This is a genomic window from Pseudomonas abietaniphila (genome assembly GCF_900100795.1).
In the GTDB taxonomy this organism is placed as follows: Bacteria; Pseudomonadota; Gammaproteobacteria; order Pseudomonadales; family Pseudomonadaceae; genus Aquipseudomonas; species Aquipseudomonas abietaniphila.
Map to the genome: position 1 here is coordinate 284079 of NZ_FNCO01000004.1, position 23014 is coordinate 307092.

Annotated in this window: 20 protein-coding genes; 13 read left to right on the forward strand and 7 right to left on the reverse strand. The window is 59.6% G+C overall.

The genetic code is table 11. The features are described 5' to 3' along the window. Window positions 1-81 precede the first annotated feature (81 nt). Window positions 82-546, reverse strand: coding sequence for a DUF3429 domain-containing protein (locus BLS87_RS10485; RefSeq protein ID WP_074752417.1), 465 nt, complete (start codon window positions 544-546; stop codon window positions 82-84). A 144-nt stretch (window positions 547-690) separates the two neighbouring features. Here BLS87_RS10485 and BLS87_RS10490 point away from each other — a divergent pair, with 144 nt between their 5' ends. Continuing rightward, on the forward strand, window positions 691-1959 hold the full coding sequence (locus BLS87_RS10490) for a DASH family cryptochrome (RefSeq protein ID WP_074752418.1): 1269 nt from the start codon (window positions 691-693) through the stop codon (window positions 1957-1959). A gap of 56 nt (window positions 1960-2015) precedes the next feature. Here the strand turns inward: BLS87_RS10490 and BLS87_RS10495 are convergent, their stop codons facing one another. Then, complete coding sequence (locus BLS87_RS10495; RefSeq protein ID WP_074752419.1) at window positions 2016-3071, reverse strand: HAD family hydrolase; 1056 nt, start codon at window positions 3069-3071, stop codon at window positions 2016-2018. Between the two features lie 338 nt (window positions 3072-3409). Then, complete coding sequence (locus BLS87_RS10500; RefSeq protein ID WP_074752420.1) at window positions 3410-3922, reverse strand: dihydrofolate reductase; 513 nt, start codon at window positions 3920-3922, stop codon at window positions 3410-3412. 235 nt (window positions 3923-4157) lie between these two features. Here BLS87_RS10500 and BLS87_RS10505 point away from each other — a divergent pair, with 235 nt between their 5' ends. Further along, complete coding sequence (locus BLS87_RS10505; RefSeq protein ID WP_074752421.1) at window positions 4158-5537, forward strand: DUF2868 domain-containing protein; 1380 nt, start codon at window positions 4158-4160, stop codon at window positions 5535-5537. Then, window positions 5530-6915: a GTPase/DUF3482 domain-containing protein gene (locus BLS87_RS10510; protein WP_074752422.1), complete on the forward strand. Its 1386-nt coding sequence runs from the start codon at window positions 5530-5532 to the stop codon at window positions 6913-6915. Before BLS87_RS10505 ends, BLS87_RS10510 begins: the two co-directional genes overlap by 8 nt. 107 nt (window positions 6916-7022) lie before the next feature. On the opposite strand, the gene BLS87_RS10515 is transcribed toward BLS87_RS10510, so the two are convergent. Beyond that, complete coding sequence (locus tag BLS87_RS10515) at window positions 7023-7586, reverse strand: phosphonate degradation HD-domain oxygenase (RefSeq protein WP_074752423.1); 564 nt, start codon at window positions 7584-7586, stop codon at window positions 7023-7025. Between the two features lie 174 nt (window positions 7587-7760). Here BLS87_RS10515 and BLS87_RS10520 point away from each other — a divergent pair, with 174 nt between their 5' ends. Further along, entirely contained in the window at window positions 7761-8216 is a 456-nt protein-coding gene (locus BLS87_RS10520; RefSeq protein WP_074752424.1) for a YkgJ family cysteine cluster protein, read from the forward strand. Between the two features lie 240 nt (window positions 8217-8456). On the opposite strand, the gene typA is transcribed toward BLS87_RS10520, so the two are convergent. Together typA and thiI are read right to left on the reverse strand one after the other, a co-directional pair. Beyond that, on the reverse strand, window positions 8457-10277 hold the full coding sequence (gene typA, locus BLS87_RS10525) for a translational GTPase TypA (RefSeq protein WP_074752425.1): 1821 nt from the start codon (window positions 10275-10277) through the stop codon (window positions 8457-8459). A 139-nt stretch (window positions 10278-10416) separates the two neighbouring features. Continuing rightward, window positions 10417-11871, reverse strand: coding sequence for a tRNA uracil 4-sulfurtransferase ThiI (gene thiI / locus BLS87_RS10530; RefSeq protein WP_074752426.1), 1455 nt, complete (start codon window positions 11869-11871; stop codon window positions 10417-10419). Between the two features lie 331 nt (window positions 11872-12202). Between thiI and glnA the strand changes: the two genes are divergently transcribed. The 8 genes from glnA to BLS87_RS10575 all read left to right on the forward strand — a co-directional run bounded on the left by glnA (window position 12203) and on the right by BLS87_RS10575 (window position 20744). Continuing rightward, the gene (glnA, locus tag BLS87_RS10540) at window positions 12203-13609 is read left to right on the forward strand and encodes a glutamate--ammonia ligase (protein WP_062385596.1); all 1407 of its coding nucleotides are present in this window, start codon (window positions 12203-12205) and stop codon (window positions 13607-13609) included. 156 nt (window positions 13610-13765) lie between these two features. Further along, window positions 13766-14215, forward strand: a complete 450-nt coding sequence (locus BLS87_RS10545) for a cupin domain-containing protein (protein ID WP_074752427.1) — start codon at window positions 13766-13768, stop codon at window positions 14213-14215. Window positions 14216-14243: 28 nt separating this feature from the next. Continuing rightward, window positions 14244-14810 (forward strand): chorismate mutase, encoded by a 567-nt coding sequence (locus BLS87_RS10550; protein ID WP_074752428.1) that lies wholly within the window; start codon window positions 14244-14246, stop codon window positions 14808-14810. A 126-nt stretch (window positions 14811-14936) separates the two neighbouring features. Beyond that, complete coding sequence (locus tag BLS87_RS10555) at window positions 14937-15464, forward strand: DUF4124 domain-containing protein (protein ID WP_074752533.1); 528 nt, start codon at window positions 14937-14939, stop codon at window positions 15462-15464. Between the two features lie 10 nt (window positions 15465-15474). After that, window positions 15475-16092 carry a DUF4124 domain-containing protein gene (locus BLS87_RS10560; protein ID WP_425262216.1) on the forward strand — a complete coding sequence of 206 codons (618 nt, stop codon included), beginning with the start codon at window positions 15475-15477 and terminating at the stop codon, window positions 16090-16092. 307 nt (window positions 16093-16399) lie between these two features. Further along, window positions 16400-17485, forward strand: a complete 1086-nt coding sequence (glnL, locus tag BLS87_RS10565) for a nitrogen regulation protein NR(II) (RefSeq protein WP_074752430.1) — start codon at window positions 16400-16402, stop codon at window positions 17483-17485. Beyond that, window positions 17482-18918, forward strand: coding sequence for a nitrogen regulation protein NR(I) (ntrC, locus tag BLS87_RS10570; protein WP_074752431.1), 1437 nt, complete (start codon window positions 17482-17484; stop codon window positions 18916-18918). Before glnL ends, ntrC begins: the two co-directional genes overlap by 4 nt. 86 nt (window positions 18919-19004) lie before the next feature. After that, window positions 19005-20744, forward strand: coding sequence for an amidase (locus BLS87_RS10575; RefSeq protein ID WP_074752432.1), 1740 nt, complete (start codon window positions 19005-19007; stop codon window positions 20742-20744). A 162-nt stretch (window positions 20745-20906) separates the two neighbouring features. Here the strand turns inward: BLS87_RS10575 and mgrA are convergent, their stop codons facing one another. After that, a complete protein-coding gene (gene mgrA, locus BLS87_RS10580; protein ID WP_074752433.1) occupies window positions 20907-21944 on the reverse strand; it encodes an L-glyceraldehyde 3-phosphate reductase in 1038 nt (345 codons plus the stop codon). Window positions 21945-22165: 221 nt separating this feature from the next. On the opposite strand from mgrA, the gene BLS87_RS10585 reads away from it, so the two are divergent. Next, window positions 22166-22996 carry a LysR family transcriptional regulator gene (locus BLS87_RS10585; RefSeq protein WP_074752434.1) on the forward strand — a complete coding sequence of 277 codons (831 nt, stop codon included), beginning with the start codon at window positions 22166-22168 and terminating at the stop codon, window positions 22994-22996. The last annotated feature ends 18 nt before the right edge of the window (window positions 22997-23014 follow it).

Consider the following 23014-nt stretch of genomic DNA (forward strand, 5'->3'; position numbering starts at 1 on the left):
TAACCGGTCATGAAAACACCCCGCAGGTCGGGGTGTTTTTTTGTCTGCGATTCTCTGGGATGGGCTGGCGTGTCGGTGGTTTCACGAGCCGACGGCGACGGTGATTGCGCCCAACAGCAGGCACAGACTGGCGACCAACGTTAAACGCAGTCGCATCGGCAAATACCAGGCGGGCAGCGTCGTGGCTTTGACCAAACGCCTGTCCTGCCAGTAGTGCGCGACGAAACCGAAAATCAGCAGCAGACACCCCAGCGGCGCCGCCAATAACATCGCGGGCCAGGCGATCAGCGCCGGTATGACGCTCCAGATAAACCGCTCGCGACACTGATCGGCGCTCAAGCCCTGCAAGGTCATGGCAAAGCCCCAATGCAAAGCGCCTACAAAGCTCAGGATCACCGCGCCGTAGGCGAGCAGCGCTTGCGTCCAGAGGGGACGGTATTCGGCTGAAAACAGGATCAGCAACAAGAGCCCAAGGAACGGCAGCAAACCGCCATACCCCAGCAGGCCGACATACCTTGGCGGCGAAGACACAGACATCGCTTTCATTTGAGCCCCTTTCCAGTCATTTACCTGTATGACTATGGCTCAAAAGTGCAATCCTGCTGAGCGCTTCACTTGAGGCAACCGCACAGATCCATTGCCCGTAACCCGTTGTCCAAGACCTCGATCCCTCGACGGTGAGCTTTTCCCATGAGTACCTTGATCTATTGGTTTCGTCAGGACCTTCGGTTAGCCGACAACCCTGCGCTCACGCAGGCCTGCGAGCAGGCCCAGGCGTTGCTGCCGGTGTACTGCGCCGCACCACAGACATTAACGCCGTGGGGCTTTCCTCGCAAAGGACCGCACCGCCAGTCCATAGAGAACGCTGCGGTGAGAGCGCTGGACGACCAGTTGAAGGCAAAAGGCAGCGCACTGCTGCATGTGGAGGGCGATCCCGTTGAGCAACTGATTGCCCTCGCACGGCGCCTGTCCGTCAAAAAGATTATCTGTGAACGCATCGCGGCCCCTGAGGAAGAGGCGCAGGTTGACGCGCTACGTGCTGCGGGCCTTCAGGTCGAGGATCACTGGCAATCCAGCTTGTTCGCGCTCGAATCGCTGCCGATGCACGTCGAGGAACTGCCGGACGTGTTCAGCAGCTTCCGCCGCTCGGTGGAAAAAGCCGGCACCGCCTCACGCCAAGTACTGGATGCCCCGGCGGCGCTGCCTGGGCTGCCAGACGGCGTAACCGCCGAGGCCATCCCGTGTCTATCGCCCCCCGACACGGATCCACGCTCGGCCTTTCCTTATCAAACGCCTGCGTTCGATGGCAGCGAGCAATCGGGGCGCCAGCATCTGCAGCGGTATTTCGACCGTCAACTGGCGAATAGCTACAAGGCCACACGCAACAACCTGAGCGCGGTCGACGACTCGACCAAATTTTCCCCCTGGCTTGCGCTGGGTTCATTGTCAGCTCCTCAGATTGATCAGGCCCTCAAGGCATTCGAAGCCGCGCAGGGCGCCAACGACAGCACGTACTGGATCTTTTTCGAGCTGCTGTGGCGCGACTATTTCCGTTTCCTGCACCTCAAGTACGGACGGCGCCTGTACCGAGCGAGCAGCCTGAACGGTGGCGCCGAGCCCAGTCACAACCCTCAGGGGTTTGAGCGTTGGTGCCGTGGCGACACAGGAGAGGCCTTGATCGATGCGGGCATGCGTGAGCTGGCGGCCACTGGATACCTCTCAAACCGCATGCGCCAGATCGTCGCCAGCTACCTGATTCATGAGCTTAAAAGCGACTGGCGCGCCGGTGCGGCGTGGTTCGAATCGCAGCTGGTGGACTACGACGTCTACAGCAATCAGGGCAATTGGCTGTACATCGCGGGACACGGGACGGATCCCAGAGGAGGAAGGCATTTCAACACGGCCAAGCAGGCCAATGATCATGACGCCGACGGGAGATACCGGCGTTTGTGGGGATAGCGTTGTGGAAATAAGGCATCGGCACGCGTTCCCTGCGTGCTGCTGCGTCATTCGTTTTACTGAATCTCGTCCGGTTTGACGATCACCCAGTTCTTGTCCGCCGTCACCGGCAGCCCTTCTTTGGCTTGCGCCTCGGCGTTGGTTTTCATCATGCCGTTGAGCTGAGTCATGTATTTATCTTTGCGGTTGACCCAAAGGTGGATACCGCCTTTGTTGACGTCGACGCTGTGGAACAGCATGTAGCCGTCACTCGTCGGCGTGTCGCCGCCGACCAATACCGGTTTTTTCCACTGATCAATGTAGGTCAGGATCGCCGCCTGTTTACCGGCCATCCAGGTGGCGGGCGTCCACAGGTACGGCGTAAGCTCCAGGCCCAGGTTAGCCTTCTCGTCGTACTTGCCTGCGGTGATCTGCTTGCGCGCGGTGGTCAGCTCGCCGGTGTCGCGGTTCTTCAGCAGCGTGGTCACGCCGATGACGTTCTGCGGTTTGACGTTGTAGCCGTACTTGGGATCGGACGCGACCATGCGCACCAGTTCTTCGGACGCGGCGGTCATCACGTAGACCTCGATGCCGTTTTCCATCAGCTTGTTGTAAAGCTCGGCCTGGCCGGTAAAGACCTTCGGCGGTTGTACCTCGATGGTTTTGACCACATCACCTTCGTAATAGGTGCTTGGGACCGGCTTGCCGGACGCCATCAGCTCGTCCACGTAACCTTTGAGTTCTTTGAGGGTAAAACCTGAGAACACCTGCGCGACCCATGGATAGCAGACCATGTCGTCGATTTCGCAAAGGCGGTAGTAGTAGCTGAACAGGCTTTCCTTGTGCTCAGCGGTGTCTTTGAACGGGATCAGCTTGAGGGAAGGATCGAGTTTTTCGCGCGTGATCAGCCCTTTGTTTTCCATGAACGGGAGCAGCGACTCTTCCAGGTCATAGCGGTAGCTGGTGTTGTCCATGTCGAAAACGGCGAAGTTACCTTTGTTGGCATTCGCCGCGATCATCGCGTTTAGCTGCTTGGCCGCAGGCTCGGGCCAGTGCTTGAGTTCCGTGGACATGGCCTGCCCGGCAAGGCCCAGACAGAGCGCGGCGGCCAACAGTTTTGGTGCGAGCTTCATAACGGTGTCCTCCCCTTTATCAGTTCGAGGCTGGACCGTAACAAAAAGCCATTACTGTTTTAATGCGTCAGCGACCGTGTGCGTTCTGAAGACGTCACGTTGAGGACTGTTCGCGACGAATGACATAAAAACGACATATTTGTGACGGCCGCTTTAGCAACTGTCGGCACCCCGATGGGAGCGAATTCATTCGCAGAAAATCGCCCGAGCGCTGGAAATCCATCGCCTGACATAAAGCATCGCGAATGAATTCGCTCCCACAGGTGGCCTGTGTTTTAAGCCTGATTGGCAGTGTTGCAGGATTCTCTGTGGGAGCGAATTTATTCGCGATAGCGATATCAGCCTCGTTCCCACACCTCAAAGCTGTACGCAGGCTTGTCATCCAGCGCCGGGTTTGGCGTGTCGGACACCTGTTTCCACTGCGCCTGATCGAACTCCGGAAACCAGGCATCACCCTCTGGGCTCAACGCCACGCGCGTCAGGTACAGACGATCAGCGTGCGCCAGCCCCTGTGCATAAAGCTGCGCGCCGCCAATCAGCATCACTTCGTCAACACCCTGCTCGGTCGCCCACTCCTCGGCGCGCTGCACGGCAGCTTCCAGCGAAGTGAAGACCTCTGCGCCCTCAAGCTGAAGGCCTGCCTGACGGGTCACGACGATGTTCAGTCGACCGGGGAGCGGACGGCCCAGCGAATCCCAGGTCTTGCGACCCATGATGATCGGCTTGCCCAGCGTGGTCGCCTTGAAGTACTTGAAGTCCCCCGGCAAATGCCAGGGCATGGAATTGTCGACGCCGATGACCCGGTTTTCACCGAGGGCGGCAATCAGGCTGAGGGGGAGATGTTTTTTCATGGCGGCGAGGATAGCAGAGGCCACGGAAGGATTCGTAGACCGGTACTGATCGCAATGCCGCGATGCGTCAAAAAAAGCTGCGCGAGCAAGCTCGCTCCCACAAAGTGTTGAGTAAGGCTGCAGGCGGTGAGCTTGCTCGCGATTGTGGTTGTCCAACAGACGCCAACCCTGCCGCTGTGCGCGATTACAGCCACAACGGTTATGCTCACTTCTGACTTCCCGAACGAGATACTGTGTGACTGCACTGACCCCCCTCGATGAATTGTGGCTGACCGAGGCCGTGCGCTTGCGTGAGCAGCACGCCGGCCCGCTGGAGGACAACGAGGCCAATCGCCGTGCCCGCGCCGGTGCGGGTGACCTGCTGACCCGCATCAAGCATCGCGCCCTGTCGCTCGCCGAACGCGACGGCATGCTCACGGCCCTGCACCACTGGAAACAAGGCGCCCGGCTTTCGCTGATCGTGCTGGCTGCGTTCGCTGTCGTCAGCGGTGCGGGTCTGGCGTTCGCGGCGCTGGGTGACGGACAAACGCCGGTCAATGTGTTCTGGGCATTGGGCAGCCTGCTCGGCTTGAACCTGATCCTGCTGATCAGTTGGGCGTTCGGCCTGATCTTCGCGGGCGGGAGCGCCGCCAGCCTCGGCCGCCTCTGGTTATGGCTCAGCGAGAAACTCGCCCGCGACGCTCAAGCGGCGCAACTGGCCCCGGCACTGATTCTGCTGCTGCAACGAAAACGGCTGAACCGCTGGGTGCTGGGCATCTGCGTCAACGGCCTTTGGTTACTGGCGCTGCTCAGCGCCCTCACCCTCCTGTTATTGCTCATGGCGACCCGACGCTACGGGTTTGTCTGGGAAACCACGATTCTGGGCAGCGACACCTTTGTCAGCCTGACCCAGAACCTGGGCACCCTGCCTTCGCTGCTCGGCTTCGGCGTGCCCACAGAAGACATGATCCGCGCCAGTGGCGACAGCGCACAAACGATCGAAAACGCTCGACAGGCGTGGGCCGCCTGGCTGGTCGGCGTGCTGGTGGTGTACGGCATCCTGCCGCGCTTGCTCCTGACGTTGCTGTGCTGCGTGCGTTGGCGCGCCGGCCGTCAGCAGTTGGCGCTGGATCTCAGCCAGCCCGGCTTTGCCGAACTGCGGGAACGCCTGATGCCAAGCAGCGAGCGCCTTGGTGTCAACGACGCAGCCCCCGCGCAACTGCATCAGGTGCAAACCGGCGCATCGACCCTCGAGAGCGAAGGTGCGCTGCTGGTCGCAGTCGAACTGGACGATCAACGCCCCTGGCCGCCTGAACTGCCAAACACCGTGGCCGATGCTGGCATTCTCGACAGCCGCGAATCCCGCAAAAACCTGCTCGACCAACTGACCCGCTACCCGCCCGCACGTCTGGCCATCGCCTGCGACCCGCGCCGCTCGCCTGATCGAGGCAGCCTCGCGCTGATTGCCGAGCTGGCACGATGCGCGGCTTCAACGCGTATCTGGTTGCTGCCTGCGCCGGCGGGTCAGGCGCTGGATGCCGACCGCCTTGGCGATTGGCATCAGGCGCTGCAGCAACTGGAGCTGAAGTGGGCGGACAGCGCGCCACTGACTTGGCTGGAGACCGGACATGACTGATACAGGCGCACGCCGGCCACTCAAGTTGGCAGTGGTGGGCCACACCAATGTGGGCAAAACCTCATTACTGCGCACGCTGACCCGTGATGTCGGATTTGGCGAAGTCTCGCACCGGCCGAGCACGACGCGCCATGTGGAAGGCGCGCGATTATCAGTCGATGGCGACGCGCTGCTTGAACTGTACGACACGCCCGGCCTTGAAGACGCGATTGCCCTGCTCGACTTCCTGGAGCGTCTTGATCGGCCCGGCGAACGCCTCGATGGCCCGGCACGTTTGGCGCGCTTTCTGGAAGGCAGTGAAGCCCGCCAGCGCTTTGAACAGGAGGCCAAGGTGTTGCGCCAGTTGCTGGCGTCGGATGCCGGCCTCTATGTGATCGACGCCCGCGAGCCGGTGCTTGCCAAATACCGCGACGAACTCGCCGTGCTTGCCAGTTGCGGCAAACCCCTGTTGCCGGTGCTCAACTTCGTCAGCAGTTCCAGGCACCGCGAGCCGGACTGGCGAGAGGCGCTGGCCCGACTTGGCCTGCACGCGCTGGTGCGCTTTGACAGCGTGGCACCACCGGAAGATGGCGAGCGGCGACTGTATGAAAGCCTCGCTCTGTTGCTGGAAAACTCTCGGGGTCAGCTGGAACGCTTGATCGCCGATCAACAGGCGCAGCGTGAGGTCCGTCGCCACAGCGCTGCGCGGCTTATCGCCGAGCTGCTGCTGGACTGCGCGGCGTGTCGACGCAGCGTCGCGACGACGTCTGATCAGGTGCAGTCAGCCATCGACGACGTGCGCAAAGCCGTGCGCCAGCGCGAACAGCGTTGCGTGGAAGCGTTACTCAAGCTGTATGCGTTTCGTCGGGAGGACGCGTCCGCCAGCGATCTGCCGCTGCTGGACGGGCGCTGGGGCGATGACCTGTTCAATCCCGAAACGCTGAAGCTGCTGGGCGTGCGGGTGGGCGGTGGCATCGCGGCAGGCGCGGCGGCGGGTGCGGGCGTGGACTTGCTGGTGGGCGGCATCACCCTCGGCGCGGCGGCGTTGGTCGGCGCCATTGCCGGCGGCGCACTGCAGACCGCACGCAGTTACGGTGGCCGTTTGCTTGGCAAGCTGAAGGGCCAACGCGAATTGACCGTCGACGACGCCGTACTGCGTCTGCTTGCATTGCGGCAGCGCCAGTTGCTGATTGCGCTGGAGGCTCGCGGTCATGCCGCCGTCGACAGCATCACGCTCGACACCCCACAGGACAAAACCTGGCGCGAAGGCAAACTGCCCGATGCGCTGCACAAAGCCCGGGCGCATCCGCAGTGGTCGTCGCTGAACCCGCGTCCCAAGCTTGATCAGACCGAGCGGCAGGAGCAGATCGAGGTGTTGGCCAAGACGGTTCTTATCTGAACATCACGAACCCTTGTAGGAGCAATCCGAGTTTGCGAGGGTCGCGATGCGGTGTGTCAGGCAAATCGCTTTCGCGACCGTCGTAAACTCGGATTGCTCCTACAGGGTTATGCGGCGAGCAGCCTGAGCGCCTTGTCCTTGAGAGTCTGCAGATCAATCACCGGCACGTTCATCTCTTTCGCCATTTCATCCCACTGACGCATCCGCAGGCTGACGCTGCACAGCGGGTCGCGCTCGAAGGCCTCCGCTTCTGATTCGCTCATTACGCCGCCCTGATATTCCAGCGTGCGCCGGCTCGCTTCGCTCAACTGGTCGTAGTAACCGGGCCGGCGAAGCGTCAGGTAGCGCTTGGCCTGGACGTGATATTCCACGAGCCTGGCGACCCGCTCACTAAACCCGCATTTGCGCAGATAATCGGCGCCCACTCGTTCGTGGCTGACCACGCCGTAGCCGCCCATGCTTGCTGCACCCGTATCGCTTTCACAGAGATGACCGATGTCGTGGAAGAATGCCGCCAGCACCACTTCGTCGTCATAACCCTCGGCCAGCGCCAGTTCGGCGGACTGCGACATGTGCTCGATCTGCGACACCGGCTCACCGATGTAATCGTCGCTGCCGCGTTGCGCGTAGAGTCCGAAGACCTCGTTAACCACCTGTTCAGCGGGTTGCATGGGTTTACCTCGATTCGGCGTGACTGGCGTGTCTGCCCACTCTACTCGCACTCTATTGCGAAGCGGTGGCAGCCGCCCACAGCTTGCCGACAGTCGCATCGATCATTTTGCGATAGGGGAAATGCGCACGGCCCGGTATGATCGCGCGCCCGATACACCCGGAACCCAACCGTCATGAAACCCACCTTGATCGCCGCCGCCGAACTCGACCGCCTTGAGACCTGGCAGAAATACTCCAGCCACATGTGCGGAGGCTGCGTGTCCAGCTGCTGCACGTTGCCGGTTGAAGCGAAGATCAAGGACCTGATCCGCATTGGCATCGTCGACGAGTTCGAACAGGGCGACAACCCGAAGAACATCGCCAAACGCCTGCAGAAGGAAGGGATCGTCGAGCGCTTCAATCAGAAATCCGGGATTTTTACCCTGCAGCGCATGAGCAACAACGACTGCCTGTACCTGGATCGCAAGAGCCGTTTGTGCACGATCTACGAGAAACGCCCGGACACCTGCCGCAACCACCCCAGGATCGGTCCGCGCCCAGGCTATTGCGCTTACAAGCCCAAAGAAGTGGTGCGCGAGAGCAGCGGGACGTTGAACTCTAACTCAGGGCGCGTGCCTTTGAAGTTCTGACAACATTCGCTACCACAAAGGGCATCTGTGTCTGACGCCTGGATTGGCGGCGTTGCAGGGTTTACCGTGGGAGCGAATTCATTCGCGAAAAATCGTCCGAGCGCTAGAGATGCATCGCCTGACATAACGCATCGCGAATGAATTCGCTCCCACAGAAATCTCCACGCCTTCCCATTTCCCATACAAACAAAAACGCCCCCGGCCTTTCGACCGGGGGCGTTTTCGTTCAGCCGGGGCTAGTTACGCCTTGGCTTTCTTGGCAGCGCGGGTACGCTCGCTTTCGTCGAGGATCTTCTTGCGAAGACGGATCGACTTAGGCGTGACTTCGCACAGCTCGTCTTCCTGGATGTATTCCAGAGCCTGTTCCAGCGTGAAGCGAACAGGTGGAACCAGAGCGATGGTTTCGTCTTTACCCGAAGCACGCATGTTGTCGAGCTTCTTGCCCTTGGTAGGGTTGACGCCCAGGTCGTTGTCACGGCTGTTCTGACCAACGATCTGGCCGTTGTAGATTTCCTGACCGTGTTCAACGAACAGCTTGCCACGCGCCTGCAGGGTTTCCAGGGAGTAGGTCAGTGCCTTACCGGTTTCAACCGAAACCAGAACGCCGTTCTGACGGCCAGACATGTGGCCCGACTTAACGGTGTCGTAGCGATCGAAGATCGAGGTCAGGATGCCAGCACCGTTGGTCAGGGTCAGGAACTGGTTACGGAAACCGATCAGACCACGAGCAGGGATGTTGTATTCCAGACGCACACGGCCTTTGCCATCCGGGACCATGTTGCTCAGGTCGCCTTTACGCAGACCCATCTCTTCCATGACCTTGCCCTGCGATTCTTCAGGGATGTCGATGGTCACGTTTTCGTACGGTTCTTGCTTGACGCCGTCGACTTCACGAATGATCACTTCAGGACGGCCCAGGGCCAGCTCGAAGCCTTCGCGACGCATGGTTTCGATCAGTACCGAGAGGTGCAGCTCACCACGGCCGGATACTTTGAACTTGTCAGCCGAGTCGCCTTCTTCAACGCGCAGTGCAACGTTGTACAGCAGCTCTTTGTCCAGACGGTCCTTGATGTTACGGGACGTCACGAACTTGCCTTCTTTACCGCAGAATGGCGAGTCGTTTACCTGGAAGGTCATGGAAACGGTTGGCTCGTCAACGGTCAGCGGCTTCATCGCTTCAACGACGGTCGGGTCGCACAGGGTGTCGGAGATGAACAGCTCTTCGAAGCCGCTGATGCAGACGATGTCGCCGGCAGCTGCTTCTTCGACGTCGATGCGGTGCAGACCGTGGTGACCCATCAGCTTGAGGATACGACCGTTGCGACGCTTGCCGTCAGCGCTGATCGCCACAACCGGGGTGTTCGGCTTGACGCGACCGCGAGCGATACGGCCAACACCGATGACGCCCAGGAAGCTGTTGTAGTCCAGTGCCGAAATCTGCATCTGGAAAGGACCGTCACGGTCAACTTTCGGCGCAGGGACGTGATCGACGACCGCTTGGTACAGCGGGGTCATGTCTTCGGCCATTTCGTTGTGGTCCAGACCTGCGATGCCGTTGATGGCAGAGGCGTAGACGACCTGGAAGTCCAGTTGCTCTTCGGTAGCGCCCAGGTTGTCGAACAGATCGAAGATCTGGTCCAGAACCCAATCAGGACGCGCGCCCGGACGGTCAACCTTGTTGATGACCACGATTGGACGCAGGCCGGCTTCGAACGCCTTCTTGGTCACGAAACGGGTTTGCGGCATAGGGCCGTCTTGAGCGTCGACCAGCAGCAGAACGGAGTCAACCATCGACATCACGCGCTCTACTTCACCACCGAAGTCGGCGTGGCCCGGGGTGTCAACGATGTTGATGTGGTAGCCATTCCAGTTGATCGCGGTGTTCTTCGCGAGAATGGTAATACCGCGCTCTTTTTCCTGGTCGTTGGAGTCCATCACGCGTTCGTCGTTGAGCTCGTTGCGCTCAAGGGTGCCGGACTGGCGCAAAAGCTTGTCGACGAGGGTGGTTTTACCGTGGTCAACGTGAGCAATGATGGCGATGTTGCGTAGATTTTCGATCACTTGTGTATCTCGATCAGAGGATTCGGTCAGCTGCTTAGTGTAGGCAGCTATGAACAGTAGAGCCGGCTAAAGCCGTTACGGCTGACGACTGGTGTCGGGGGGCCGGTGACGCAAGCCACAGGCAAACAGCCCCGGGCACTTAGCTCGGTCGATAAACGCGCACATTGGCATGCCCCTCACTGAGCAAATGATGAGCATGCAGGCGACTCATGACGCCTTTGTCGCAATACAGCAGGTACTGGCGCGTGTGATCCAGTTCCTTGAAACGGCTGTTCAGTGCAAAGAACGGCAGCGTTTGTACTTCAACGCCCGACAGTTCCAGCGGACGGTCTTCGGCTTCATCCGGGTGACGGATGTCGATGACCACTTGTCCGGCCAGAGCCTGACTGACTTCTTCGACCTGAACGTCCTGACCCAATTCCTCGATCACACGATCGATGGGCACCAGACGGGCGTTTTCGAGCGCACGCTCGAGTACCGCCATGTCGAATTCTTTTTCTTCATGCTCGACGCGGTTCCGTTTGGCCGCGGTCTTTGGATTGACCGAGATCACACCGCAGTATTCAGGCATGTGCCGGGCAAAATCGCCGGTGCCGATCTCGTCGGCCAGGTCGATGATGTCCTGCTTGTGACTGGCGATCAGCGGGCGCAGAACCAGCTTTTCCGTCACGCAATCGATGACCGACAGGTTAGGCAGTGTCTGGCTGGACACCTGTGAAATCGCTTCGCCGGTCACCAGCGCGTCGATTTCCAGCCTGTCGGCGATATTGGTCGCAGCGCGCAACATCATACGCTTCAATACTACGCCCATATGACTGTTATCGACTTTTCCGAGAATTTCTCCCAGAACTTCCTCGAACGGTACGCTGATGAACAGGACCCGTTGCGAGCTGCCGTACTTCTTCCAGATGAAGTGCGCGACTTCCATCACGCCCAGTTCATGGGCCCTGCCGCCCAGATTGAAGAAGCAGAAATGGCTCATCAGGCCGCGACGCATGACCTGATACGCCGCGACGGTGGAATCGAAACCGCCCGACATCAACACCAGCGTCTGCTCCAGCGAGCCCAGCGGATAACCGCCAATGCTGTTGTGCTGGCTGTGAATCACGAACAACCGTTTGTCGCGAATCTCGATGCGCACTTCAACTTCAGGCGCTTTCAGGGAGATACCGGCCGCACCGCATTCGCGACGCAGTTTACTGCCCACGTACTTCTCGACGTCCATCGAGCTGAAGTCGTGATGGCCGGCACGCTTGCAGCGCACTGAGAAAATCTTGCCCGACAGGGCATCACCGAAGTGCAGTTTGCACTTCTCGTAGATGTCATCCATGTCGCCCAGTGGGTACTGATCGACCTGCAGGAAATGGGCAATGCCGGGCATGCAGCTCAGGCGCTCGGTCATTTCGTGCAGGACCTTCGCATCCTCAACCTTCGTTTCGACCTCAAGGTTGTCCCACACGCCATCCACCACCAGCGCCGGATCCAGATCTCGGAGCACGGTGCGGATGTTTTTAGCCAGCTGCTTGATGAAGCGCTTGCGCACAGGCCGGCTTTTAATAGTGATTTCCGGGAAAACTTTGACGATTAGTTTCATGAAAACAGCGCGCGAGGTGCCGGTCGAAAAAGGGGGGCGCGGATTATAGCGGAAATTGCTCAAGGTTTAACCAGTTATCGTATAGCCGGTCATCAGCGCACCAAAAAGGGACTGTATACAATATTGACGCACCGATAAGGTGCGTGCCTTTTCACAATTGCGACGTTTTACGCCCTAAAACCGGTTGTTTTACGCGGAAAACCCAACACAGGGCACTGGCATGCAAATTGCTCCCTTGTGAGGCAGGTTGCCTTGGCCGACTATCGCGCCCGGCATCACCCAAATTAAAGGGCCCACAACTCCCCAGCCCTAATCCACCCCGGAGGACAACATGTCGAAGTCGGTTCAACTCATCAAAGATCATGACGTTAAGTGGATTGATCTGCGCTTCACGGACACCAAAGGCACTCAGCACCACGTGACCATGCCAGCTCGCGATGCGCTGGAAGACGATTTCTTCGAAGTCGGCAAAATGTTCGACGGTTCCTCCATCTCTGGCTGGAAAGGCATCGAAGCCTCCGACATGATCCTGCTGCCGGACGACGAAACTGCCGTTCTGGACCCGTTCACCGAAGAGCCGACCCTGATCCTGGTTTGCGACATCATCGAACCTTCGACCATGCAAGGTTACGACCGCGACCCACGCGCTATCGCTCACCGCGCCGAGGAATACCTGAAGTCCACCGGTATCGGTGACACCGTATTCGCCGGTCCAGAGCCAGAATTCTTCATCTTCGACGAAGTGAAGTTCAAATCCGACATCTCCGGTTCCATGTTCAAGATCTTCTCCGAACAAGGTTCCTGGATGTCCGACGCTGACATCGAAGGCGGCAACAAGGGCCACCGTCCTGGTATCAAAGGCGGCTACTTCCCGGTTCCACCGTTCGACCACGACCACGAAATCCGCACCGCAATGTGCAACGCCTTGGAAGAAATGGGCCAGGTCGTCGAAGTTCACCACCACGAAGTGGCAACCGCTGGCCAGAACGAAATCGGCGTGAAATTCAACACGCTGGTCAAGAAGGCTGACGAAGTTCAGACCCTGAAGTACGTGGTACACAACGTTGCCGACGCTTACGGCCGCACCGCGACCTTCATGCCTAAGCCTCTGTACGGCGACAACGGCTCGGGTATGCACGTACACATGTCCATCGCCAAAGATGGCAAGAACACCTTCGCGGGCGAAGGCTATGCCGGTCTGTCCGACACCGCCCTGTACTTCATCGGCGGTATCATCAAGCACGGTAAGGCGCTGAACGGCTTCACCAACCCGTCGACCAACTCCTACAAGCGTCTGGTCCCAGGTTTTGAGGCACCGGTCATGCTGGCCTACTCGGCTCGCAACCGTTCCGCTTCGATCCGTATTCCTTACGTCTCCAGCCCACGCGGCCGTCGTATCGAAGCACGTTTCCCGGACCCATCGGCTAACCCATACCTGGCGTTCGCTGCTCTGTTGATGGCTGGCCTGGACGGTATCCAGAACAAGATCCACCCTGGCGATGCAGCTGACAAAAACCTGTACGACCTGCCACCTGAAGAGGCTGCAGAGATCCCACAAGTTTGCGGCAGCCTGAAAGAAGCGCTGGAAGAACTGGACAAGGGCCGTGCGTTCCTGACCAAAGGCGGCGTGTTCAGCGATGACTTCATCGACGCTTACATCGCGCTGAAATCGGAAGAAGAAATCAAGGTACGTACCTTCGTACACCCACTGGAATACGAGCTGTACTACAGCTGCTGATCCAGTCGCGCCAGCGCCTGCTGCGTGAACGAGAGGCCTCCTTCGGGAGGCCTTTTTTATTGCGCGATCCGTTGGCTATAAATATGTACCGCAGATGAAAACGCGGCTTCCGGCAACCTTGTGTTTCTGCTCTTCTACAGCACAAGGATTTAGTTCATGTTCAAACCTGGCCCTGCTTGCCTGCTCCTGGCGATGATCACCCTCGGCGGATGCGTCACCGCTCAAACATCCGATATTTCCGTCGCTTCGGGCGTCCAGTCGACCGTTCTGCTGAAAAGCTCGAGTTCCTGGGACGGAATGTCTTATGACGCCTATCCTGCCGGCATACCTGAGCTGACCGTTTTGAACATCAAAATCCCCGCCAACACGGCCCTCAACTGGCACGAACACCCGATGCCCAATGCGGCCTATGTCGTGTCCGGCCATCTCAAAGTGGAAACCCGCGAGAGTGGTCAGTCGATTCTGCTCAAGCCAGGTGATGTACTGCCTGAAATGGTCAACAGGCAGCACCGAGGCGTCACGGGGAATACTGCAGTGGAACTCGTTGTCTTTTATGCGGGCACCGCGGGAATGCCGCTCTCATCCAGCCAACCTGTTAAAGAGTGATCGTTCGGTCATACACGAGTGCAAGACAATGCTTAAACAGCTTCAACTCGTTGCCTTAACCTGCGCCCTGGTGTCCACCGGCCTTTACGCGGCTCCCGCTCAACAGCCTCCCGCGCAGCTTCAGCCGCTCATTGAGGCCATGGAGCTGAGGCTGGACATTGCCAATGACGTGGCGCGCAGCAAATGGCACAGCGGCAAACCGGTGCAGGACAGTGAGCGTGAGCGTCAGGTGATCCGGAACGCCGAATCACGGGCGGGCGAATTCAAGCTGACGGGCGCCGATGTCCGGGAATTCATGACGGCCCAAATGGAAGCCAACAAGATGGTGCAATACGCGCGCATCGAACAGTGGCATGAAACCGGGCACTCTCCAGAGAAGCCCGAGGCCAGCCTGACCGACGGCATCCGGGGTCGTCTGGATACGCTGCTGCCGGTGCTGATGCGGAGCTACTCGGCGTTCCAGCCTTATCGCAACGATGCGAGATGCCCCGGCTGGGTGCAGTCACAGATCCAGCGACAGGCAGGTGATCCCGTCATCGTGACAGCGCTGCAACGAGCGGCAGGCGACCTCTGCCTCACAACGGCAGCCCCGTAAAACGGCGCGCCCGTGCGCGTCTCAAATGACACCGTCGGTCAGTATTCCTCTATGCTGCCCCGTACCGCGCCATGCATTTAGCGCGACACCATTGTTGGTTGTCCTGATCGCAGCACTGGAGTGTTCATGCGTCAATGTCTCGCCTTTCTGCTGCTGGTGCTTGCACTGCCCGCTGCCGCGCAGATCTACAAATATACCGACGCCAACGGCAATACGGCCTACAGCAACCAGCCGCCCAACGGCACCCGGGCCGAAACGGTCGAATTGCCACCGCTCAACAGCGTACCAACCGTTGCACCGGCGCCCGCTACCACGAGCCCGCCACAAAACCAGAGCCAGACACAGCAAAACACAGCGGCCTACGCCGTGCTGGAGCTGACCGACCTGCCGGATGGCGAAGCGTTACGCGCCAACAACGGCAGCTTTACGGTCGGCGTGGCAGTACAGCCGCGCCTGCAATCGGGCCATTTGCTGCAACTCGTAATCGATGGCAAGCCTTACGGCCAGCCCACCAATATCCCGCGCCTGCAAGTGATGGAGCTCGACCGTGGCGAGCACAGTCTTGCCGTACAGGTCCTGCAGGGCGCCCAGTTGATCCAGCAAAGCCAGACCATCACCCTCACAGTGCAGCGAGTCCATGTCGGTAAACCTTAAAACCACCTGGCTGCAATGCGCGCTCGTTGCGCTGTTGATGCTCATTGGTCACTCGGCCGCGGCCGAGGTGTACACCTACATCGATGCCGAGGGTAACCGGGTATTCACCGATCAACCACGACGCAATGCCAAAAAGGTCGACGTCGCCCCAAGCAATCAGATCAAGGCCGCCCCAAAGAAACCCAGCCAGGCATCCAGCGCCAAGACCAGGCCTGGCCCGCTATTCCGATACCAGTTGCTGCGCATTCTGGCGCCGGAGCCGGACAGCACGATCCGCGATATACAGGGCAACCTGATCGTGACGGTCACCAACGACCCCGAGCTACAACCCGGCCACACATACCGCCTGTTGCTGGACAGCAAGATGTATGGCGAAGCCACTCGCAGCCCGGTGTTTCCACTGACCAACATTGATCGCGGTACGCATCAACTGTCGGTCGAGATCGTTGACGAGTTCGGAAGGGTGGCGGAACGAACCCCCAACCAGCCGTTCCACATGATGCGGATCTCGCTGGCGCAAAAGCGTCTTGCCCAGCCCTGCAAGACCGACGATTACGGCGTGCGCCCTGAGTGTCCGATCAAGGACAAGCCGCCAGAAGAAAAGAGCAGCTTCCTGCCTTTTCTCTGATGACAGGAGCGTGACAAGCTAAGCTCCACAATGGTGCACAACCTGAACGAGCGTGCCGTTTAAAAGCCCATTTTGGTTCACGAATCATCTGCCGCTGCTCACTCTTCGGGCTGACTGTCCAAAAAACGCCCGAAATGACTCGATCAGCGCTTCTTTTCGGAGCCTTGGTTTGGTTTTTGCATTTTCTAACGAATAAGCGTCGGCAAGCCGCGTGACGAAAGGCTTTCCAACGCTGGCGAAGACCAACCAGAGCCTGCACGTTTGGGCCCTCCCACGTGTCATGTGCCAAAAGAGGTCAACGAGATTCATGACTATCAGCGATACGTTGCACCGACTGTTACTCGATAACCTGACCACTGCCACGATTCTGCTCAATTCGGACTTGCGCCTGGAGTACATGAATCCCGCAGCTGAAATGCTGCTGGCGATCAGTGGTCAGCGCAGCCACGGGCAATTCATCAGTGAGCTGTTCACCGAGTCCGCCGAAGCCCTCAGTTCGCTTCGCCAAGCGGTGGAACAGGCGCATCCGTTCACCAAGCGTGAAGCCATGCTGACTGCACTGACCGGCCAGACACTGACGGTCGATTACGCCGTGACGCCGATACTGTCGCAAGGCGAGACCATGCTGCTGCTGGAAGTCCATCCGCGCGATCGCCTGCTGCGTATCACCAAGGAAGAGGCCCAGCTGTCGAAGCAGGAAACCACCAAAATGCTGGTGCGCGGCCTGGCCCATGAAATAAAGAATCCGCTTGGCGGGATTCGCGGCGCCGCACAGCTGCTGGCGCGCGAACTGCCGGAAGAAAGTCTGAAGGACTACACCAACGTCATCATCGAGGAAGCTGATCGCCTGCGTAACCTGGTGGACAGGATGCTGGGCTCGAACAAGCTGCCCTCGCTGGCAATGACCAACGTTCATGAAGTGCTCGAGCGCGTCTGCAGCCTGGTTGAAGCCGAGAGTCAGGGCTGCATCACGCTGGTGCGCGATTACGATCCGAGCATCCCGGACGTCTTGATCGATCGGGATCAAATGGTTCAGGCAGTGCTCAACATCGTGCGCAACGCCATGCAGGCCATCAGCGGGCAAAACGAGCTGCGTCTTGGCCGGATCAGCCTGCGCACGCGCGCCATGCGCCAGTTCACGATTGGTCATGTGCGCCATCGTCTGGTGAGCAAGATCGAAATCATCGACAACGGTCCGGGCATCCCGGCGGAACTTCAAGAAACCATCTTCTACCCAATGGTCAGTGGCCGTCCGGACGGTACCGGGCTGGGCCTTGCCATCACCCAGAACATCATCAGTCAGCACCAGGGGCTGATCGAGTGTGACAGCCATCCTGGCCACACAACTTTCTCGATCTTCTTGCCGCTGGAACAAGGAGCAGCTTCGACATGAGCCGTAGTGAAACTGTCTGGATCGTCGACGACGACCGTTCCATCCGCTGGGTACTGGAAAAGGCCTTGCAGCAAGAAGGCATGACCACACAGAGCTTTGACAGTGCCGATGGCGTGATGAGCCGACTGGCCCGTCAGCAACCGGACGTGATCATTTCCGACATTCGCATGCCGGGCGCCAGTGGCCTGGACCTGTTGGCACGCATTCGCGAACAGCACCCGCGCCTGCCGGTCATCATCATGACTGCGCACTCGGACCTGGACAGTGCCGTGGCCTCGTATCAAGGCGGCGCCTTTGAATACCTGCCCAAGCCGTTCGACGTCGACGAGGCGGTTTCTCTGGTCAAGCGTGCCAATCAGCACGCGCAGGAACAACAGGGCATGGACGTTGCGCCCACCCTGACCCGCACCCCGGAAATCATCGGCGAAGCGCCGGCGATGCAGGAAGTGTTTCGCGCCATCGGCCGCTTGAGTCATTCCAACATCACGGTGTTGATCAACGGTGAGTCGGGGACCGGTAAAGAGCTGGTGGCTCACGCGCTGCACCGCCACAGCCCGCGCTCGGCCTCGCCGTTCATTGCGCTGAACATGGCGGCGATCCCGAAGGATTTGATGGAATCCGAACTGTTCGGCCATGAAAAAGGCGCGTTCACCGGTGCAGCCAACCTGCGCCGCGGTCGTTTCGAACAGGCCGATGGCGGCACATTGTTTCTCGACGAAATCGGTGACATGCCAGCCGATACCCAGACCCGCTTGCTGCGCGTGCTGGCCGATGGCGAGTTCTATCGCGTCGGTGGTCACACGCCGGTCAAGGTCGATGTACGGATCATTGCCGCCACGCACCAGAATCTGGAAACGCTGGTTCAGGCCGGCAAATTCCGTGAGGACTTGTTCCACCGTCTGAACGTGATTCGCATCCATATTCCGCGCATGTCCGATCGTCGCGAAGACATCCCGACGCTCGCCCGGCACTTCCTCAGCCGCGCCGCGCAAGAACTCGCGGTCGAGCCGAAGCTGCTGAAAGCCGAGACCGAGGAATACCTCAAGCACCTTCCGTGGCCGGGCAACGTGCGCCAGCTGGAAAACACCTGCCGCTGGATCACGGTAATGGCCTCGGGCCGTGAAGTGCACATCAGCGACTTGCCGCCCGAGCTGCTGAGCCTGCCGCAGGACGCAGCACCGGTCACCAACTGGGAACAAGCCTTGCGCCAATGGGCGGACCAGGCATTGGCACGCGGTCAGTCCAGCCTGCTGGACAGCGCCGTCCCGACCTTCGAACGCATCATGATCGAAACCGCCCTCAAGCACACCGCTGGCCGTCGTCGCGACGCTGCCGTACTGCTGGGCTGGGGCCGCAACACCTTGACCCGCAAGATCAAGGAATTGGGCATGAAGATCGACGGCGGGGATGATGACGAGGGTGATGAGGCCTGAGTGAACTGTCATTTGTGACAGTTTACGAACCGCTGGATGAGTGATTAGCTCCCTGAAGTGTCCAGGAAGACAGGGAGCTCAATCACATGAACGGATTCTGGCAACACGCCTTTCAATGGGGCATCGGCCAACGACTTCAACGCCGGCAAATCAAAAGTCAGGCGCGCCTGGTCGACTACTCGCTCGTCGAAATGGCAGCATTGCTGCGCACGGGCGAACTGACATCCCGGCAAATCACCCTCGCCTATCTTGAGCGCATTGATCAGCTCAATGGCCCGCTCGAGACGTACAACGACAATGGCGGCTATAACGCCTTTGTGCGTGTTGATCGCGAGCAGGCGCTCGCTCAATCACAAGACGCTGATGCATGGATCAACAATCCGGATGATCCGCGTGGCAGCGCGCCGATGCTTTGCGGCATACCCGTTGGCGTTAAGGACTCCATAGGCATCGTCGGCCTTGAGAGCAAGAATGGCGCCCCGGAATTCAGTACCAATTTCGCGCTTCGTAATGCCACCGCCGTCGCTCGGTTGCGCGATGCGGGGGCTGTCGTGCTGGGTCATACGATTTGCTCACGCTTTTCAGGCAGCACCGTCGGTGATTTCGGGTGTAACGCTTGGGACGTGGACAAAGTGCCCGGTGGGTCCAGCTCCGGATCCGCTATTGCCCCGATCGCTCGGCTGTGTGTCGCAACGCTTGGCGAGGAGACTGGCGGCTCGATGATCATTCCGGCCGCCGCCAACGGTGCCAGCGCCATCAAGCCTTCGCTGGGCTACGTATCGACCGGCGGCGTAATGCCCTTGCGCATAGGTTGGGACGTGGTCGGTCCAATGGCACGTTCAGTACAGGACGCCGCTCATCTTCTTGCCGCGATACAAGGCCCTGACCCCATTGGGGATCCACAGACGCTGTATACGCCGCTGCCGTTTCCACAGATGCCCACCACACCACGTCCGGGGGATACCCCACTGACGGGACTGACGATCGGCGTTCCACAGACTGACTGGATGTCAGCCTCAGCCGCTCCTCCGGTAAACACCTACGACCCGGACTATGGGCTGGCGTTTGAGCGCTTCAAGCAGCAGTTGCAGCAGCTCGGTGCAAGAGTGATCGAGTTTGAGGGAGTGAACATGGCTGAGGAGGTGAACCGCCTCTATTACGCAGGCCCCGTCCTATGGACGATTGAAAACCCCTACACCTCTGTAACCCCAGCAATGGCGACTACTTACTGCCAGCAATACGAAGCAAATTACTGGCAAGCCGTCGAAGACTTTGCTGCGGGCCGACCTGACGACGACAGGCAAACACTTCTGCGCTACTACGGCATGGCATTCACCCACCCTGTCATAGAACAGATGCCGTGCTCAGTGCGAATAGAAGCGGAGCAGCGACGTCGCGCGCAGATGGCTCTATGGCAAGACGCTCTGGATGAAGCGGGTGTGGATTTCATGTTGGTCATGCCATTGGGCGCGCATGTGGGGTTTCGAATGGGACTGGGCGAGCCCTCCGGATTGCAAAATCAACGGCTCTATTACGATCTGCCCAATGCACTGGGATGGCCCATGGTGACGTTTCCCATCGGCCATGGGACGACTGGCATCACCAGACAGCTGCCTGTAAACGCCGCATTCTGGGGACCACGCTTCAGCGACGCCTGCCTGGTTCAGGCGGCCATTGACTATCAGCACCATCATCCCGAGTACCATCAACAGGCACCGGATGACCCTCAGCTTCGAGCGCCTGCCCCGTATGCACACCCCTACTGGCCAATCACTCGCGAAAACTCGACAGATCCGCTGGTCAGAGAAGGCAGTCTGCGATCATGAACAGCGATCCGGCGGTTCAACTGCCCTTCTTCGTCATCGCCTGGCGCCCGGCCAACGCTCCGGCACAGCTGGTGCCGGATCGAGGCAAGCTTTACCTGACGGTGAGCTGGCGCGCGCCGCTGGGGGCGGTGAACTATCCCCGCCCCCAGCGAAGGGAGCCCTTTACTCCGCCGACGACGGCTTCTCCCACAGATTGATCCCGCCTTCCACGGCGAACCGATCAATCTCCGCCAGCTCTTCCTGGCTGAACTCAAGGTTGTCCAGCGCACCGACGTTTTCGATGATCTGCTCAGGGCGGCTCGCACCGATCAGCGCCGAGGTCACGCGCGGATCGCGCAGCGTCCAGGCCAGGGCCATCTGCGCCAGGCTCTGACCGCGGCGTTTGGCGATCTCGTTCAGCGCGCGGACGTGCTCGATGTTCTGCTCGGACAGGTGCGACGCCTGCAGCGAACCGCCGCCCGGACGGTTGACCCGTGCATCCTTCGGAATGCCGTTCAGGTATTTATCCGACAGCAGACCCTGCGCCAGTGCCGTGAAGGCAATAACGCCGGAGCCCAGTTCGTCGGTTGTGTCTAGCAGGTCCTTTTCAACCCAACGATTGAGCAGGTTGTAAGCGGGCTGGTGAATCAACAGCGGGACTTTCCACTCTTTCAGCAGACCGGCGATCTCGCGGGTTTTTGCGCCCGAGTATGAAGAAATACCGATGTACAGCGCCTTGCCCTGCTGTACCGCGGTCGCCAACGCGCCAGCGGTTTCTTCCAGCGGGGTGTCCGGGTCGAAGCGGTGTGAATAAAAGATGTCCACGTAATCCAGGCCCATGCGTTGCAGGCTTTGGTCGAGGCTCGCCAGCACGTACTTGCGTGAACCACCACCCTGACCGTAAGGGCCCGGCCACATGTCCCAGCCGGCTTTGGTGGAAATGATCAGCTCGTCACGGTACTGCTTGAAGTCTTCGCGCAGGAGGCGCCCGAAATTGATCTCGGCGCTGCCGTACGGCGGGCCGTAGTTGTTGGCAAGGTCGAAGTGGTTGATGCCCAGATCGAATGCGGTCCGCAGCATGGCGCGCTGCGTGTCCATGGGGGTGCTGTCGCCAAAGTTGTGCCACAGGCCCATCGACAAGGCCGGCAGCACCAGGCCGCTGCGGCCTACTCGACGATACGGGACGCGTTCATAGCGGTTTTGAGCAGCGATGTACGTCATTCAATCCTCTCTTTCTTGTCTGAATGATGAGTGGCCCGTTACGGCTCGGGTCTCTGTTTGGGATGTTCTACAGCTGAATCGGTTCAAGGGCTACGGGCGAGTTTTCCAACCCTGATGTACAGGAATAAGCACAACCGATGGCAAAGCGGTAAAGCGAGTATATTCAGCGTCGGCAACTGCCGAAAAATGCTTATTTCCTCTCGCTGGTATCGGTTTCTGATATGGATATTCGTCAACTCAGTGCATTCGTTGCGGTCTTTGAAGAGCGCAATATCACCTCGGCGGCTCAGCGTCTGTTCACCAGTCAGCCAACGCTTTCGGTCACCATTCGCCAGCTCGAAGAGGCACTGGGCACGACGCTGTTCCAGCGCTTGCCGCGCGGGGTGGACGTGACGGATGACGCACGCACACTTTATCCACAGGCTCGGCGATTGCTGGCCGAAGCCCATGCGTTGAGCAATCAGTTTCGGCAACGCAATGACCGGTTGGCCCTCGACATCGGCGTTGAAGGGGATATCGCCTCCAGCCACCTCGAAGCGTTTCTGGCCCTGGCCTATCAAGTAATCCCGAATCTGTTGCTCACGTTGCAGGAGGGCTGCAGCGGCGATGCCCGGCTATCGGTGGAGGAAGACTGCTGCGAGGACGAACTGTTTTTGCCGCTTTGGGAGGAACCGTTTGTGCTGGCGATGCCTGCCCGTCACCCTCTGGCAGAACAGGCCACGCTGGATGAGGCCGACCTTGCCAACGTTCAGTGGATCACCTGCCCCTCTCATCCCTCCCACCAGCGACTGATGGAGCTGTACAACCGCAGCTCCGCGTCTGTCGCCGCGACAGCGGGCACGTTCACACTGGCGCTGCGGCTGGTGGCAGCGGGCGCGGGCTTGGCGATGCTGCCTGAATCCATGGCCCGCCATCACTCAGGGGTGATGACCCGCGTCGCGAAAGCGCCCAACCTCACTCGCCGGGTCGGGCTGTGCTATGCGGCGCAGGCACTGGATACGCCGGCGCTGCGGTTGCTGCACGGACAGCTGCAGGGCGGCACCGCACTGTAGGCCCAGACCAGGCGCGCG